The organism is Cyanobium sp. L1E-Cus (genome assembly GCF_024345755.1).
Lineage (GTDB): Bacteria > Cyanobacteriota > Cyanobacteriia > PCC-6307 > Cyanobiaceae > Cyanobium_A > Cyanobium_A usitatum.
The window spans coordinates 59,718-73,089 of record NZ_JAGQBS010000004.1; the positions used below are offsets into that span (position 1 = coordinate 59,718).

Sequence of the window (13,372 nt, forward strand, 5' to 3'; positions counted from 1 at the left end):
CTCCCCTCACTGCCGCCCTGCCATGAGCCCTACCTCCCAAAACCACTGCCGGCAGCGACCCTGCCGTTCGCCCCACGGCGCTGCTGATGCTCTGGTGGTTGAACACCTGCACTTTGCGGCCAAGGTGGCGGCCAACTACGCCCGCCGCACCGGCCATCCCAAAGAAGACCTCGAGCAGCTGGCAGCAATTGGGCTGATCAAGGCCTCACGCCGCTACGACTGCAAGCGGGTGAACCGCAGCAGCTCCAACTTCATCGCCTACGCCAGGCCGTTTGTGAACGGTGAGATCACCCACTACTTGCGCGATAAGGGGTTTCTGATCTCGGTGCCAGGCCGCTGGCGGGAGCTACATGCCAGAGGGCAGAAGTTGCTGCGGCAGGGCATAGCCGCAGATCAGATCCCCAAGCAGTTGGGGCTCACACCGGAGCGTTGGGCTGAGATCGCAGCCGCTTGCTCGGTCCGGGTGGTGGCAATGGCTTCTCCAATTCAGGAATTCGAGCTTTAATCCTCCTGGGCTTGCTTGAGAATCGCTGCCACCAATGCATCACTGAGGTAATAGCCCTGATCCCGTAGTGCAAATAGCAGAGGCGAGCAAACTTTCACCAGTCCCCGTTCCTTTGCAAGCACGAGCACTGCAGCGGTGCCAATGATTGCTAGTCCCTGGTTTCGAGCTTCTGCGCGACCGCATCGGTCGTCTACGACCAAAAGAACCGACTGGCCGGCAACCTGCTGGCTCAGGGCCAAGCCAATCGCACTGGCTTCTCCTGCATCCACCCCGGGGTTGAGCGGCCTGTATGGATCAATGCCCTGCGCCAGAGCTGGTGCGATCTGCAGCCAGCCCTGCTCAAAGGCTCCCTGAAGTAACTCCACACCTGGATAGGCCGGGGTTCCCGTAGCGGCAGACCCCAGGCCGATTTCTGCCGCAATCACCTCAGTGATCCATACCTTGCCAAACAAACCAGCTAGCAACGCAACCTGATCGATGCGGGCCAGCCCAATCAGCGGGCCTGCATCAGCGATTACAACCTTCATCTGTGCTGGCCCTCAGGCGTGCTCGCCAAACCAGCGGCGTGCCGCAGCCAGATCGGCATCCAGTTCACGCTGCTCAGCTTCCACAACAGGGATCTTTAAAGAGGAGAGGATCTCCAAGAAGCGAGGCAGGGGCAGCCCGGCGATTTGTGCTGCTGATCCAACCGAGATCGAACCGGAGCGAAACAGTGACAGCGCCAGACCCGAGCGCACCGCAGCCGTATCGGGAAGACCCAGGCGGTCCAGTGCCACCACTAAGGCGGTGGGTTGCTGGTGGCTGGTCACCAACGCCATGGCGTCAGCCTCTGCGGCTTTGAGGACCGTGGAAGGGTTGCTCTTGAGCTGGCGCACCGAAAATGCCTGCATGATGTTCCTACGTGCTGTAGGCATTCTGCTGGGTTGGCTGCGGAATGGTGAAGTTCTTGCTCGTTAATCCCAGGGATGGCTGCAAATGCTGGGGGCTTAGTGCAGCGGTTCAGGCCATAGGTCTTTTCCCATATCTGCACAAGTGGCCCCCTCTAAGTCGAAGACAAGCGCATTTACCTGCTCGACAAGGGGTTTTTGATCTCCGCTCAGGTCAGCTGGGGGGCTGCGTGCCAGAGGTCAGAGGCTGCTGCAGGAGGAGGCCTGTGCTGTGCAGGTGGTCCCAATGACGATGGAAACCCAAGAGACGGATCAGAGCAGCTGCTCATCCCTGAGCTCGCCGCTGATATAGCGATGTAAGACGCTGCTGATAAGGGTTTGGTAAGGCATACCCAGCCGCAGCGCCCTGACGCGCAGGGCCTCTAGGTCAGTACCGGAAAGCCGGATGTTTATTCGTTGGTCTTTCTGGCCGGTGACCTGGGCTGACTCTCTGAGCTGATTGAGCAGATCAGGAGTGGCAATTGAACGCAGCGCGCCCGATTCCACAGCTTCTAGGAGCTCAAGCTCGTCTTGATCGAGCGAGTCGTTGCTAGGGGAAAGGTGGCTTTGCATCGTCATGGCGTGTCTCTACGGAGGTAGTCGCGTGTGGCTTTGCGGCTAGGGATAATCGTTTTGAGAAAGAGGTCGTCGTCGTCTTCCACGTAGGGGACGAGGTAGACGTATTGATTCACCTCAACAACAAGGATGCGCTGGCCGGGATATTGCTCTGGATTGGGGTGGGCCAACACATCGAGCAATCCTCCAGTTTCGATGGCCACCACAACAGCCTCGAAATGGATGGAGCGCTGGGCACCGAGCTGCTGGTTTTCATCACTGCTCCCGAGAAAGGGCTTCATGAGCGCAGCCCAGGTTCTCTGTCTGCCGTTTGTCATCAAGCAGCACTGAGCTGCTGCGGCAAGAGCTAACAGCCGAGTGCCCTGGTGGATGGAGCCTGAATTGCCGATCTCCCTCCACCCGACCTTGGCGGCCCTGCTGCCCCGGCTGCAGCTGGTGCAGGACTGCTGGCACCTGCTTTCGGGCCGCCGTGAGCACTACCTACCCCGAGGCGAACGCGAACCTGAATCCGCTTATCGCCGCCGGGTAGAGGCGGCCCTGCCATCGGGCTTCTTCCGCGATGCCCTGCGCACCTTTGCTGGAATGCTGGCCTCCAGTCACTGGCGTGAGCTGCCGGTTTCGCTGCAGGCGGTGATCAGTGATGTGGATGGCTGCGGCACCGACCTGGGGGTGTTTCTAGAAGCCGCCGATTTGCTGGTGCTGAGGGACGGTGCTGCCCTTGTAGGTGTGATCCCACCGGTTCACCTCTGGCCTAGTGAGGGTGATCGCCAGCAGGCCTTGCGCAATGGCGACCGGCTCTCCTTGCCGCGGCTGCTGCTTATCGAGCGGGGAGATGTTTTGCACTGGCAGCTGCCGGGTAACCATGCGCTGCCAGATGCGATCACCTGGCGTGAGCGGCGCCCCAATGCTCCTAACCCAACCACCGACACACCGCCTGCACAGGATCCCCCACCCCACCCCTGGCAGTACCTGACGGCTTCCCTTGGTGCCGATGATCCCGGTGGGGCTGGCATGGACCTGAGCACCAAGACCTTGGTGGCTGATCCCCAGGTCCCCAGCGGCTGGCGCACGCAACGCCTTGATCAGCGCCACTACCGCGGCATCAACCAACTACCCGCGATTTGGTACGCCAGCCATGGCGCAGCTTTTGGCGAGGGGGAGTTGCCCCACCTGGGCTTGGCGCACCAGTACCTCAACCAGTTCCGCTGCCAAAGCGACTACCAGGAATTGCTGTACCGAACGGCACTGCCGGTAGGAGTACGCACCGGCGTGGCTGGCCCGATGGGCAGCAGCTCAGCCAGTGAGCCGGTGGTGCTGGGACCAAACAGCGTCATCGACCTGCCGGAAGGTGCCAGCTTCCAGTTCGTCGAGATCCAGGCCCGGTCTTTGGCGGAACACCGCGCCTGGCTCGAATTGCTGGATCAAGGCATGCGCCGTGATGCCCTCATCCCCGCTGCTGCCCAGGGGGCACCGCGCACGGCGATGGAGATCTCGATGTCCGCCTCCCAGGCCTACGCCCTTCTGCAGAGCCAGGCGATACAAAAGGCCTCGATGTTCTCTTCTCTGCTGCAGCACTGGTGCGCCATCACCGGTGAACAGCTGCCAGTGCAGGAAGGCCCTGCCCTGACGGTTGAGATCAGCCCGCTGGCACCAGCACCCAAGCCCCAACCAACCGTGGCCGAAATGCTGCAGCTGCAGGAGCGGGGAATCATCAGCGAGCAGGCCCTGCGGCAATGGCTGGGGGATCTGGCCGGTATCGCCCCGGCATCTGCATGACCATCAGCAGCCAATTGTCCAGCGCACCTACCGGTGCGACCTGGCAACCGAGCGACCAGGAAGCCATCCGGCAGGCCCTGGCCCTACCGGCGACGGTGCCTTGCCTCGATGCCATCGGGCGGGCAATGGCGGATCTGGAGCGCCACCACCCGGCCGGGGTGCTCAGCGCCCGGGCTCTACTGGATGCGGTGGCTTTGATTGACAAGCACCTGCTGGCCGGAGGTATTGAGCAGGAGCAGGCGATCGAGAGGACCAGCCGCTCCGGTCCAATCGCTGGTTCGGTGGCAGCCGCCGGTGACGCACCACTGCAAAAGGCGGATGTGATCGCCTACGACACGGCGTTGCTGCGGGAGGAGCGGGAGACCGTTTATGCCAACTCTGCTTCTCCAGCAGCAGCGCTGCTAAATCAACGCCGCCGCTACAGCGAGCAGCTGTTGTTGCTCCTGCCGGGCTTGAGCAGCTGGATGAAATTCAACGTCGCTGCCCCAGGGATGGCTGGAGGCACGGCCTTGCTGCGGGGTTGATGATCTCCCCCCGCCAGTTCACCAGTGGCAAGCATCACCGCAATGCTGCTGTGTGGGGCCCCACCCCCTTGCAGCCACTTGCCAATGCCCGGCTGCTGTTGGGCGAAAACACCATCCCTGGTGACACCACCTCTGCTGTGGTGGCCAGCCACCTGCTCGAGTGCTTTCTTGAGCGCTCCCGTTACATCACCGCCAGAGATAACGGCCCTGGTGTTGATACCGGTGACTTCACCTTTCAAGGGATGATCTGCCGTGCCACCCGGCTACCTCCCAACCCTGGTGCGATCTGGCTGAGTAGGGAGCTGCAGTGGAGTCAGAACGGCCGGCGTGTCTCCGCTGCCGGCAGAACCGTAGTGGCTCCCTGCGAGGGCACAATTTGGCTTGGTAATCTGGCCCTGCTCAATGCCGCAGGTGATGCAGGTGTCGATCCCTATGCCCAGTACACCTTGTTCACGGTGCTGGAGTTCGGTGCTAGCTATGGCTCAGGCGGTATCGGTGGCTTGGTGCAGCCGTTGATCGGTGAACGGGTGTTTGGCACGCTCAAGCCGAATCGGCTTGAGTGAAAGGAGGTTGTGGCTTCTGCTTGATACCTCAGCCAGCAGCAGCAGCAGCAAAAACCTAAAAAAGCCGTACATCCAACTCAAACTAATGCAAACATACGACTAAAAACTTCTTCTGCTGACTGGGGCATGCCTAAGCCCACCAGGGGTTGTGAGCCAACTAACCGAAGATCACATTGGGGATAATGAACACTCACGGCATTCAGACGTTTGCACAGAGCGCAGCCACCATCTCGTCTTCTCCTTGTCGTGACTTATTTCCCGGCCCAGCAGGCTCTCTCCACTTGCTCCACCCCGATGCAGTTGTGTATCCAGCAACCAAGAGGCGATCACAGCTCACCCCTACCGTCAAGCGCGGTGCAGAGCCCCCACATTCAGCTGCGGTAGTCCGTGTGCCATTTGAGTTCAGTCTCCACCCGGCCCAGTCGTATTTGCACTGCCCATAGGTACGCCATTGTGGCGTGTAGCTATTAGATCGAATGCGCTGAAGAAGAGCCTGCTCGCTTGGGCTTAATGGTTTCGTGGTCGGACCATTAATAGTGTTCGTTCTGCCTCGCCAGCGCACCACCAATCCACTGCTGCACTCCTGCTGATCGAGGGCGCCACTGTCGCAGGCCTGCTGATGGGCTGACACGCTGGAGTTCATGCCCGATCCAGCACGGATCCTGGCTCGCTCCACCGGGCTAACCACCCCATCACGCACCAGCTCATCGAGGGAGGCATCAAAACGGGCGGGTGGTCTGGATGGCAGTTCTGGACGCAGTGGCTTCGCCAGGGGCACTGGCGGCATCGAGATTGGCGGCTGGGGGCTTGCTCCAGCCGCGGAGTTCGCCGGGCAAAATTGCTCCAGAAATTGGTCCCTCTCCGCGTCTTCAGCCTGGTCCCATTTTTGAACATCAACCGGCAGAGTCTTTCGAGCCATGCCAGGTCTATCAATAAAAATAGAGACCTGCCTTGAAATACGCTTACTAGCCATGCAATCATAGACTCTTTGCGTTAACCAGTAGTATATTGCGTCATAATTCTTTCCGCGAGCAGTGTCGAGTTGCCATAAGATATGTAGCTGTCGTGGATTGCCATCAACAGGCCTGCCAAAGCCATGATGCAATGCTGTTTCGTAACCATGGAAGCACGACTTGTAGCTTTCAAATTCTAGATACTGCTTATCTTTGCAATCACTGAACGAATCGATTGGTGGCGCCGAGGGGTTAAGCTTTGGCGCAGCACTGACCTCATGGCCTGTTGCCATAAGAACATATGCGCCGAATAGCAAAAGCGGTATACGCATCAAGAAATAATAGATTTCATGATCATTGACTGGATTAAACTCTTTGGCAAGCTCTAATGCCACGCTAAGCCCGCTGCGGCCTCCTCCGCCAGGGGTCAGAGTCGAGACGACATGAGCCTATTTTTTTGAAAATTTACTGCTCACCAGTTGGCTTGATGTAACCAGTATCGACCAAAAAGGCCCGTAAAGCTTCCGGGAAAGAGCTGTAGACAATTTCCCGGCCCAGGCACTTGCCGTTGTCATCCAAGTCACCCTTGCACTCCTTAAGCCCCTCCTCTGAGGAGTCGTAGCGCTGAGTCATGCGATCCCAACCCTCATACAGCTCGCCCACCAGCGCCTTATTGGCGACGTAACCGGCCAGAAACCCATTGGGATATTCAGGGTTCTTCTGTTTGAACCATTCGGCCATGCGCTGCAGTTTGCGGCGATGGAGCGGCTTGAACTCAGGCCGATGGGACACATCCACAAATGCATCTCCCTCCAGCTGCCAGAGACGAGCGGGTGCCGTGCTGCATGCGTAGCAAGCAAAGCGGTAGAGGAACCGGTTATCAACGTCAACGATCAGGAAGCGCCCATTTCGCAAAGGGTCCTCTGCTGGTGAATCACCCCCGTCGAAAGGTCCGAGTGTCACCTCTCGCCAGGTCTGCCCGCTGCGATCGCTGGTGAGCACCTGGATCTGATTGCAGCAGTGCGCACCTCCGGTGAAGGAAGAGAGCAGAACCTCGGGGTAAGGGTTCTCAGGATCCATTTCTGCGATCTGAACCACCGCAGCTGGACTGCCACCCCATTTCTCGGCGCCAACGAGCCGGCCGACCTCGATGCCATTCAAACGAACGACAGCCACCGGCTGGAGCACATTCGATCCGGACTCGTTGATCCGCCGCTGCTGCTGCGCGTTGACCTCCACGGCGCCACTGCGTAACGAACCGCTCATGCGGTTGTTCTGGTAGTCCATCTTCAGGACCTCGGCCACAGCAGTACTGCCGCAGAGAGCCCCCAGTCCGAGCAGGCCGGCAATGAAACGAGCTCCTAGAGACATTATGGAAAGGGCCGCTCTAAGCGAGGTTGAGAAAAGAAAGGGACTAGGGGCTACGCCTCAAGAGAGGCTGATCAGGTAAGCACTGACTACTGATGACAACGACTGATTATTGCTCGACCCATTTCCCCATTCGAGCATCCCACTCCTGTCCATATTCAATTTGAGGAATCCAGTTCCCCTCCTCATGGGATAGTACGTTCCCTTCTGGGAAGAGTTCAATCCTCTTTGGATGACTGCCAAACTTCTTTTGAAGCATCAACCGTTCATCTTGCATCTTCTTGTCGTGACTAAATTGTGGTACTAGGTTAATTGTGATGGATTTCCAGAGAGTTATTTATCCTTAAAATCAATTCGCTCAATGAGCTGTTGAAGCCGCTGGTCTTGCCTTTGTATTTGGCTTGTTAGAGATACCCCAAGGACACCCAGAGCAGTAAGCCATATAGCTGAGGTGAGTGTAACTGCCCTCCATGGGAAGTTCTGTCCACGATCAGTAATCTCCTCCTCTTCAGAGGATTTCTTCCCTTTCTTGACCTTAGTGATCAGGACAGGCTCAGCTTCTGGTTCCTCAAGGGTCAAGATAAGCCGTAGCAGAGCCTCTGGGGTAGCAGGCACTATCGCGCTCGTTGCTGCTTCTGCCCCCATCAGCCTGGTTAGCTCATCGCGGCATTGGTTAAGGCCACCTCCAGCCCAAAACAACCCCCATGCCTTCTTATGCCGGTGAAGCACCACCCACCGATGTGGCCTCTTGTCGTTGCGGACAAGTTGACACGCCTTGGCCAGGGACCAGGTTCTCCCAGCACTTACTGAGGGTTCTGAGCTGAGCAGCAGCCTGCCTTCTGGATCTTTGTCGTATCCAGTGGCCAGCTCAAGCGAAAAGACGTCAACAATTTGGACTTTTACCCCTTTCTGGTCTGGGTTCCAAGTGGGGGACATGAAGAGCTGGGCACCTCCAACCGTGTGAAGGCAGCCTGGGGTCAGAGTGTTGTCGGGCACTGCTTACCGGTCTGTAACGCTCATCGTGGCTGCTTGCAGCCGAATCGTCCGGATCATTGAAGCGCTAATTATTGATAACTACATGCCGACCACCCCGTGCAAGGTCGTGTTCAAGGAAGGCAAGCCCGGCAGCTTGACATCAGACCAGGAAAAACCCCACCCGACCCTCCCGTGTTGGCAGCAGCATCAGCTAGCGAAGTGGTCCAAAAGTCGACCGCAGCATGGTTAGGCAACTACCCGAATCGGATTTATCATTTCAAAATCAACTTGTTTTCTCCATGAAGAATTTCGTCCATAAGTCACCCTCAACCGGCGCTTGCTCTGGCAAAACCCCACTGGAAGACTTTGTCGATCACAGGACTAGTCAGACTATTGAGGCACTTGAAGAGGAACTTGTTGCGGCGATCTATCAGCAGCGGGAATGGGAACAGGAAATAATGTCTTTCAATCCCCAGTCGGATGCACCTGTTCATGTTGTTCAGTCCTTTATTCAGAGCAAACTTAAGGTTCAGCAAATCGAACTTAAGCTGCGACAAGTTCGCCACTCTTTTTGAGCCCCCTCAATTCCACAAGCATGGGCTTGATCCCTCTCTTTGAAAATACAAAGAAGTTGGTTGATAAGCAAATCCGAGTAGATAAAAAATCTGGCGTGTTCCCGCAGCTGACCACTAAGGCATTGAGACTTCTGTTCGACGTGATTGCTGAGCTGTTAGGGATGGTTGCCATCCCACGTGCTGCTGCTGATTGGCTTGGCCTTGGCCAGGGCCCTGGATCCCTCGGCAACAGGTAACAGCAGCGCCGCGATGGGCTGCCATCCCACTGACAGCCGAGACGGGTCATGGCCACAACCGCAACGCACAACAGCTCTAGGGCCAGCGACGAGAGCAGCGAGATGCTCGAGCAGCACCCTCATGACACTGCTGAACTAGAGAGCAACACGACTGGCGACTATCCGCCCGATGAACGCCAGGGCGGAATTGCTCTTGCTGATGCAGGAGAGACCAGCACCACCGAAAGCAAGGCGGGCAGCGGCCTGGGAGAAGCCCTCAAGGCTGAACGGCGCCGCAGCAACAACCTTGAAAAAGAACTGCGGGGTGTGCGACAGCAGCTGACCCGCTTCTCTGAGATCAACCCGGAGGAATACTCCCGCCTGCAGGAGGCAGAACGGCAGAAGCAACTGCTGGAGCAGCAGGTGGAGCTGCGCGAACGGCAGATGGAAGAAGCCTCCGCCAAGAAAGTGGCAACCGTGGCTGCCGAACGCGATGGTGCCCAAGCCCTTGTGCTGGCCTTGCGAAAGGAACGGCTGCTGGAGCGGGCTTTCTCAGAAGCAGAAGGCCGCACCGGCGGCGACGGACGCGGCACCTTCTTTGATGTCTTTAAGGGTCAGCTAGGGGAGAGCTTTCGCCTCAGTGCCGGCAAGGACGGAAGTGATGTGCTCGAACCACTCGACAGCCAGGGCCAGCCCCTGCTGGGTGATGACGGCCGGCCTCTGAGCACAGCTGACTTCCTCGATCAGCTGCGTATCCACCCCGTCTATGGCTTCCTATTCCAGCAGCGCGGTGCCATGGGTACGGGGACACCTGGACTGGCAATAACGCCAGCAGCTAGCGGTGGCTTTGGCGAGGTGCTCAACCCCCAGGCAATGAGTGCCAGTGAGCTTTACCGCGCTGGCTTTACGACCAGTGGCGGCCGCAACAGCCGCCGGTGAGCCCAAAGCTATGGCGAGCTGGCGTTACTACCTGGCGTTTTGGAGCCGCAGGAGCACCGCCACGGTGGTGCCAGCCAGCAGCGCAAGCCAGGCCCGTAACCGCGCTAGTGCTCGCCATAAGGCGGGCTATGGAAGCTTGGTGTCTGTGCAGCAGGCAAATGCTGCCGATAGCCGCCTAATTCGTCAGGGCAGCTGGGTAAGACGTCGCCGTAATGGCGTCAGTCCCCAGTTCGGCTCTGCTCGATCTAAGGCCAGTGCCCGCAGGCAGCGCAGCGCTTATCGGGGCTGGCTGTAACGACTGATCAAAGTGTTTTGCTCGATACAGCCAAGTGGTTTGCTGGCTGGCCATGGTGATGAGCTGGGTCGGACCGTTTGGTGCGGCCGGCAGAACTGAGAGAAAGCGGATGCAGATTTCAACTAGCCAAGGAGCAGAGCGTTGCTACCGCCTGATTGATGGTGGCTGCGAGCCGCACCGTGAGCTCGACGCGCAATACAGCAGCCTTGATGACGCAATTGCTGATGCGATTGCCTGGGTAGAAGCGATCACTGAAAGCAACCACCCCGCTGCGCTGATTGGCGTGGAGGTATCCACCACTAAGGGGGGCTGGCGCACCTGCCGTATGCCTGGTCCTTTGCTTTGCCCGTTGCCGCGCTGACGGAACTGGCAGACCAAGAGGCTGCGCAGAGCTGCTCAAATGGCCAGCAACAGAAACCCCCCCGGGGTGAGCGGGGGATTCTCTGGAGCGGCCGGGCAAGGGTGTGCAGGCGCTCATGCCGGCACCTAACTCTCTGGCGCCTGCTTTCACTGTGTAAGAGATCACAGCTGGCGGCTGCCTGCGCGCAACAAATGCTCACTAGCAGCCGCTTAGCCGCTGCTCACTCCTCCTCTGCGCTGCCCAAAGGAATCAACTTGATCTGCTTACGGCCCAGCTTGATCTCAAACTCATCGCCTGGCTTGAGGTCGAGCATGCCTGTGTAAGCCTTGCCCACTAGCAGATTGCCGTTGAACTGGATCTTGGTGGTGTAGCTCAGCTTGCGGCCGCCCTTGCCAGTGCTCCGGCCGGCGCTATCGGTACCAAGGTTCACTCCCTTGGCATTTAGCAGCGCCTCGTAGAAGGCAGTGAAGTTGAGGCGCTCGCTGCCATCTTTTTTGGTGCTCACATAGCCGCACTCACGCACGAGCTCTGACTTGGAAACGTCGCCTAGCTCCTTGACTTTGGCGAGCAGTTCAGGACCGGTAAACATAAGTAGAAAACAATATCCCCTCTAGGAAGATACCAGCCAGATCACCACTGTCCAGTCCTGATGTATTTGTGGTGTACTGGCCGCTCCACTGGATCAATCGATTGCTCTTAGCCGCGCCTTCTCTGCTGGAACCATTGAGGGGTATTTATTGGCCCAGAGCTGGACAGCTGGGTTGGCTGCTACATAGTCATTCCAGCTGCAGCTATAGGTTTTGAGCGCACGGGCGCAGTCAAGTGATGCAATGCGTGCCTTCTCGGCCGACTCTGCCTTGATCTGATCAATACGCCCCTGGAGATCCTTGTTGACCTCCCCGAGGCTCAACCCCGTCATACCCATCATTTCCATCATGAACTGATTGGCTGGGACATTGTTCTTGAAGCCAACTGCCGTTGCCTGAATATTGCCGGCTTCATCGACGTAGTTGATCGAGAAGGTGTAGTCGTGTTTTTTGGCAGCAAAGCCGATCAGGCCTGGTATGCCAAAGAGCACAACACCAGCAACGCCCATGCCGACATCAGTCTTGCTTCCTGAGCCACCCTGCGACCAAGAGAGCACCTGATCTTGCTTGATGACTAGTCCAGGGGTACCGATCTGACCATTAGCCAGGGTGACGGTGCATTCCGAACCACCGGTGCAAAGGGCCTGATACACCGCAGCCACACTGGGCGTGGCAGACATCCCGATTGCTGCTGCTGCAGCGCCGGCCGCAAGTCGATAGATGGAGGAGTGCATGGTCAGCAGCTGAATGGCTCCGATCTAGACCCTCAGGTGCCGCAAACTGCTGATAACTGCTGATTCAATGCCAACACCGCATATGCACAACGTTTTATATACAGATGATTCCTCTTTGGTTGGCACTTTGGATCGCTGCTTATCGCAGAGAAGCGCAGGCTTCCCCATCGCCATTGCCATCGAGGTAGCTGTGCCCCTGGCGCAGCAACTCCTGAGCTTTGGCATAGGAGCTGATCTCGCTGCAGCGGTAACGGCGGCCGCCAGGTGTGGTGCCATCAGGGATGACCGCTGAGCGGCGACCTCGCCGGGAGTCCCACGGCCGGGTGATGCCGCCTGGCACCTGCCAGACCCCTAGGCGGGCGCGACTGGCACGCTCTTCTGCTTCTAGATAGGCCTTGGCATCACAGCCGCTCAGGTACTGGCGGTAGGCAAAGGCCTGACCGTCTTCCACCAGCGCCAGATTGATGTTCACGCCGCTGAACACCTCAGCGACGCTGCGGCCGTAGCGATCGGTGGTTTTGATATCGAGGCTTACTTCCCTGCCGATCGGTAGGCGCTGCTGCAAATACATGCGGGCCTGCTGGCCGTATGGGCTTTGGGCCGTCTCGGGGGCATCGATGCAGGCCAGCCGCACGGTGAGGGCCTTGCCCGCCTGGCGCACCCGGATCGTGTCGCCGTCGCCGATAGAGAGCACGGTGGCCCTATCCGTTTGCGCCTGTAATGCCATTGGCATATGAAGCGACACGAGAATCCCTAGGAGGGAAAGCGAAGCCAGCCAGGAATTGGACATGCCGGGACTATGGCGGGCGGAGCGCTCAAGTCAGTGGCTAGCGCCACTGCCATTGGCAAGTTCCGGCTCAGCTCAGCATCGATTGCCGCACACCAGTGGCTGCGAGCAGCACGGATGTACGGAACGGTGCCGGCGCTAAGGATGGCCCCTGGTTCCGAAGTGCGACCCAAGATGGGTGGCCGCCAGAAGCATGACTGCTTTCAAAGCGCTTCTCCCGCTCCGCTGAATCATCTGATGATGTGACGAAGCCTGATCTGCACTCCAGGTCAGCTTGACTGAATCGTGCGAACTTCGCCATTGATCCTGATCTTTAACTCAGGCTCGTCCACACCTTCAAATGGCTTAAGCAGGGAAATAATTTCGTCAATATTGAGGTCCTTACTTTCGATTTCTATCGTGGCGGGCCCAACGAGGTAGAGCTGCTCTGTCGCACCGATTGCATCACACAGTGTGGAGTAAGGGCCAGAACGTTCTCCGTCATCAAATGCAACGGCATAAGCTCCATTGAGGGCGTAGACGCGCTCGCAACCCGATCCTCCACCCGGACCATCAGTATCCCATGACACTGAGTAAACGCATTGTCCATCCTCAATGATGGCTTCAAGTTCAACGGTGCTGGGTGGCATGGCTCAAGGTCGCAAGGGGCAGAGCGAGAATTGAAACTGGACGGTATGATGACCGTATGCAAAGTGTAGTCGCATCTGGGTGAC

At 58.1% G+C, this 13,372-nt stretch carries 20 protein-coding genes; 9 read left to right on the forward strand and 11 right to left on the reverse strand.

Annotated features, from left to right (window positions below; all coding sequences use genetic code 11):
• Window positions 1–22: 22 nt before the first annotated feature.
• Window positions 23–505 carry a sigma-70 family RNA polymerase sigma factor gene (locus KBZ22_RS04830; protein WP_254997496.1) on the forward strand — a complete coding sequence of 161 codons (483 nt, stop codon included), beginning with the start codon at window positions 23–25 and terminating at the stop codon, window positions 503–505.
• Here the strand turns inward: KBZ22_RS04830 and KBZ22_RS04835 are convergent.
• The 4 genes from KBZ22_RS04835 to KBZ22_RS04850 all read right to left on the reverse strand — a co-directional run bounded on the left by KBZ22_RS04835 (window position 502) and on the right by KBZ22_RS04850 (window position 2,288).
• Entirely contained in the window at window positions 502–1,032 is a 531-nt protein-coding gene (locus tag KBZ22_RS04835) for a DUF3368 domain-containing protein (RefSeq protein WP_254997494.1), read from the reverse strand. The genes KBZ22_RS04830 and KBZ22_RS04835 overlap by 4 nt on opposite strands.
• Window positions 1,033–1,044: 12 nt before the next feature.
• Window positions 1,045–1,395 carry a UPF0175 family protein gene (locus KBZ22_RS04840; protein WP_254997493.1) on the reverse strand — a complete coding sequence of 117 codons (351 nt, stop codon included), beginning with the start codon at window positions 1,393–1,395 and terminating at the stop codon, window positions 1,045–1,047.
• Between the two features lie 309 nt (window positions 1,396–1,704).
• A complete protein-coding gene (locus KBZ22_RS04845) occupies window positions 1,705–2,010 on the reverse strand; it encodes a hypothetical protein (RefSeq protein ID WP_255021246.1) in 306 nt (101 codons plus the stop codon).
• Entirely contained in the window at window positions 2,007–2,288 is a 282-nt protein-coding gene (locus KBZ22_RS04850) for a PQQ-dependent sugar dehydrogenase (protein WP_255021247.1), read from the reverse strand. The genes KBZ22_RS04845 and KBZ22_RS04850 overlap by 4 nt, the downstream gene beginning before the upstream one ends.
• 100 nt (window positions 2,289–2,388) lie before the next feature.
• Between KBZ22_RS04850 and KBZ22_RS04855 the strand changes: the two genes are divergently transcribed.
• Genes KBZ22_RS04855 through KBZ22_RS04865 form a run of 3 tightly spaced genes read left to right on the forward strand, consistent with a single transcriptional unit; the run spans window position 2,389 to window position 4,870 of the window.
• Entirely contained in the window at window positions 2,389–3,783 is a 1,395-nt protein-coding gene (locus tag KBZ22_RS04855) for a DUF4055 domain-containing protein (RefSeq protein ID WP_255021248.1), read from the forward strand.
• A complete protein-coding gene (locus KBZ22_RS04860; RefSeq protein ID WP_255021249.1) occupies window positions 3,780–4,307 on the forward strand; it encodes a hypothetical protein in 528 nt (175 codons plus the stop codon). Before KBZ22_RS04855 ends, KBZ22_RS04860 begins: the two co-directional genes overlap by 4 nt.
• Window positions 4,307–4,870: a hypothetical protein gene (locus tag KBZ22_RS04865; RefSeq protein ID WP_255021250.1), complete on the forward strand. Its 564-nt coding sequence runs from the start codon at window positions 4,307–4,309 to the stop codon at window positions 4,868–4,870. Before KBZ22_RS04860 ends, KBZ22_RS04865 begins: the two co-directional genes overlap by 1 nt.
• Before the next feature lie 199 nt (window positions 4,871–5,069).
• Here the strand turns inward: KBZ22_RS04865 and KBZ22_RS04870 are convergent, their stop codons facing one another.
• From KBZ22_RS04870 to KBZ22_RS04880, 3 genes are all read right to left on the reverse strand, one after another.
• On the reverse strand, window positions 5,070–6,218 hold the full coding sequence (locus tag KBZ22_RS04870; RefSeq protein ID WP_255021251.1) for a hypothetical protein: 1,149 nt from the start codon (window positions 6,216–6,218) through the stop codon (window positions 5,070–5,072).
• Between the two features lie 70 nt (window positions 6,219–6,288).
• Entirely contained in the window at window positions 6,289–7,128 is an 840-nt protein-coding gene (locus KBZ22_RS04875) for a hypothetical protein (protein WP_255021252.1), read from the reverse strand.
• A 396-nt stretch (window positions 7,129–7,524) separates the two neighbouring features.
• The gene (locus tag KBZ22_RS04880; protein WP_255021253.1) at window positions 7,525–8,127 is read right to left on the reverse strand and encodes a hypothetical protein; all 603 of its coding nucleotides are present in this window, start codon (window positions 8,125–8,127) and stop codon (window positions 7,525–7,527) included.
• 338 nt (window positions 8,128–8,465) lie between these two features.
• Here KBZ22_RS04880 and KBZ22_RS04885 point away from each other — a divergent pair, with 338 nt between their 5' ends.
• The 5 genes from KBZ22_RS04885 (at window position 8,466) to KBZ22_RS04905 (ending at window position 10,551) form a co-directional block, all read left to right on the forward strand.
• A complete protein-coding gene (locus KBZ22_RS04885) occupies window positions 8,466–8,741 on the forward strand; it encodes a hypothetical protein (protein WP_255021254.1) in 276 nt (91 codons plus the stop codon).
• Between the two features lie 20 nt (window positions 8,742–8,761).
• A complete protein-coding gene (locus KBZ22_RS04890) occupies window positions 8,762–8,977 on the forward strand; it encodes a hypothetical protein (RefSeq protein ID WP_255021255.1) in 216 nt (71 codons plus the stop codon).
• Window positions 8,978–9,025: 48 nt separating this feature from the next.
• A complete protein-coding gene (locus KBZ22_RS04895) occupies window positions 9,026–9,895 on the forward strand; it encodes a hypothetical protein (protein ID WP_255021256.1) in 870 nt (289 codons plus the stop codon).
• A 10-nt stretch (window positions 9,896–9,905) separates the two neighbouring features.
• On the forward strand, window positions 9,906–10,190 hold the full coding sequence (locus KBZ22_RS04900) for a hypothetical protein (protein WP_255021257.1): 285 nt from the start codon (window positions 9,906–9,908) through the stop codon (window positions 10,188–10,190).
• 109 nt (window positions 10,191–10,299) lie between these two features.
• A complete protein-coding gene (locus KBZ22_RS04905; RefSeq protein WP_255021258.1) occupies window positions 10,300–10,551 on the forward strand; it encodes a hypothetical protein in 252 nt (83 codons plus the stop codon).
• 220 nt (window positions 10,552–10,771) lie between these two features.
• Here the strand turns inward: KBZ22_RS04905 and KBZ22_RS04910 are convergent, their stop codons facing one another.
• The 4 genes from KBZ22_RS04910 to KBZ22_RS04925 form a co-directional block, all read right to left on the reverse strand.
• Complete coding sequence (locus KBZ22_RS04910; RefSeq protein WP_255021259.1) at window positions 10,772–11,140, reverse strand: AbrB family transcriptional regulator; 369 nt, start codon at window positions 11,138–11,140, stop codon at window positions 10,772–10,774.
• Between the two features lie 93 nt (window positions 11,141–11,233).
• Entirely contained in the window at window positions 11,234–11,872 is a 639-nt protein-coding gene (locus KBZ22_RS04915) for a hypothetical protein (protein WP_255021260.1), read from the reverse strand.
• Window positions 11,873–12,011: 139 nt separating this feature from the next.
• Complete coding sequence (locus KBZ22_RS04920; RefSeq protein WP_255021261.1) at window positions 12,012–12,662, reverse strand: thermonuclease family protein; 651 nt, start codon at window positions 12,660–12,662, stop codon at window positions 12,012–12,014.
• Window positions 12,663–12,928: 266 nt separating this feature from the next.
• Entirely contained in the window at window positions 12,929–13,288 is a 360-nt protein-coding gene (locus tag KBZ22_RS04925; protein WP_255021262.1) for a hypothetical protein, read from the reverse strand.
• Window positions 13,289–13,372: the final 84 nt, after the last annotated feature.

Excerpts from the sequence above, each read along its gene's own strand:
- KBZ22_RS04830 (WP_254997496.1), top strand. The coding sequence starts at position 23 with ATGAGCCCTACCTCCCAAAACCACTGCCGGCAGCGACCCTGCCGTTCG.
- KBZ22_RS04835 (WP_254997494.1), bottom strand. The coding sequence starts at position 1,032 with ATGAAGGTTGTAATCGCTGATGCAGGCCCGCTGATTGGGCTGGCCCGC.
- KBZ22_RS04840 (WP_254997493.1), bottom strand. The coding sequence starts at position 1,395 with ATGCAGGCATTTTCGGTGCGCCAGCTCAAGAGCAACCCTTCCACGGTC.
- KBZ22_RS04845 (WP_255021246.1), bottom strand. The coding sequence starts at position 2,010 with ATGACGATGCAAAGCCACCTTTCCCCTAGCAACGACTCGCTCGATCAA.
- KBZ22_RS04850 (WP_255021247.1), bottom strand. The coding sequence starts at position 2,288 with ATGAAGCCCTTTCTCGGGAGCAGTGATGAAAACCAGCAGCTCGGTGCC.
- KBZ22_RS04860 (WP_255021249.1), top strand. The coding sequence starts at position 3,780 with ATGACCATCAGCAGCCAATTGTCCAGCGCACCTACCGGTGCGACCTGG.
- KBZ22_RS04865 (WP_255021250.1), top strand. The coding sequence starts at position 4,307 with ATGATCTCCCCCCGCCAGTTCACCAGTGGCAAGCATCACCGCAATGCT.
- KBZ22_RS04880 (WP_255021253.1), bottom strand. The coding sequence starts at position 8,127 with ATGTCCCCCACTTGGAACCCAGACCAGAAAGGGGTAAAAGTCCAAATT.
- KBZ22_RS04885 (WP_255021254.1), top strand. The coding sequence starts at position 8,466 with ATGAAGAATTTCGTCCATAAGTCACCCTCAACCGGCGCTTGCTCTGGC.
- KBZ22_RS04890 (WP_255021255.1), top strand. The coding sequence starts at position 8,762 with ATGGGCTTGATCCCTCTCTTTGAAAATACAAAGAAGTTGGTTGATAAG.
- KBZ22_RS04895 (WP_255021256.1), top strand. The coding sequence starts at position 9,026 with ATGGCCACAACCGCAACGCACAACAGCTCTAGGGCCAGCGACGAGAGC.
- KBZ22_RS04900 (WP_255021257.1), top strand. The coding sequence starts at position 9,906 with ATGGCGAGCTGGCGTTACTACCTGGCGTTTTGGAGCCGCAGGAGCACC.
- KBZ22_RS04905 (WP_255021258.1), top strand. The coding sequence starts at position 10,300 with ATGCAGATTTCAACTAGCCAAGGAGCAGAGCGTTGCTACCGCCTGATT.
- KBZ22_RS04910 (WP_255021259.1), bottom strand. The coding sequence starts at position 11,140 with ATGTTTACCGGTCCTGAACTGCTCGCCAAAGTCAAGGAGCTAGGCGAC.
- KBZ22_RS04915 (WP_255021260.1), bottom strand. The coding sequence starts at position 11,872 with ATGCACTCCTCCATCTATCGACTTGCGGCCGGCGCTGCAGCAGCAGCA.
- KBZ22_RS04920 (WP_255021261.1), bottom strand. The coding sequence starts at position 12,662 with ATGTCCAATTCCTGGCTGGCTTCGCTTTCCCTCCTAGGGATTCTCGTG.
- KBZ22_RS04925 (WP_255021262.1), bottom strand. The coding sequence starts at position 13,288 with ATGCCACCCAGCACCGTTGAACTTGAAGCCATCATTGAGGATGGACAA.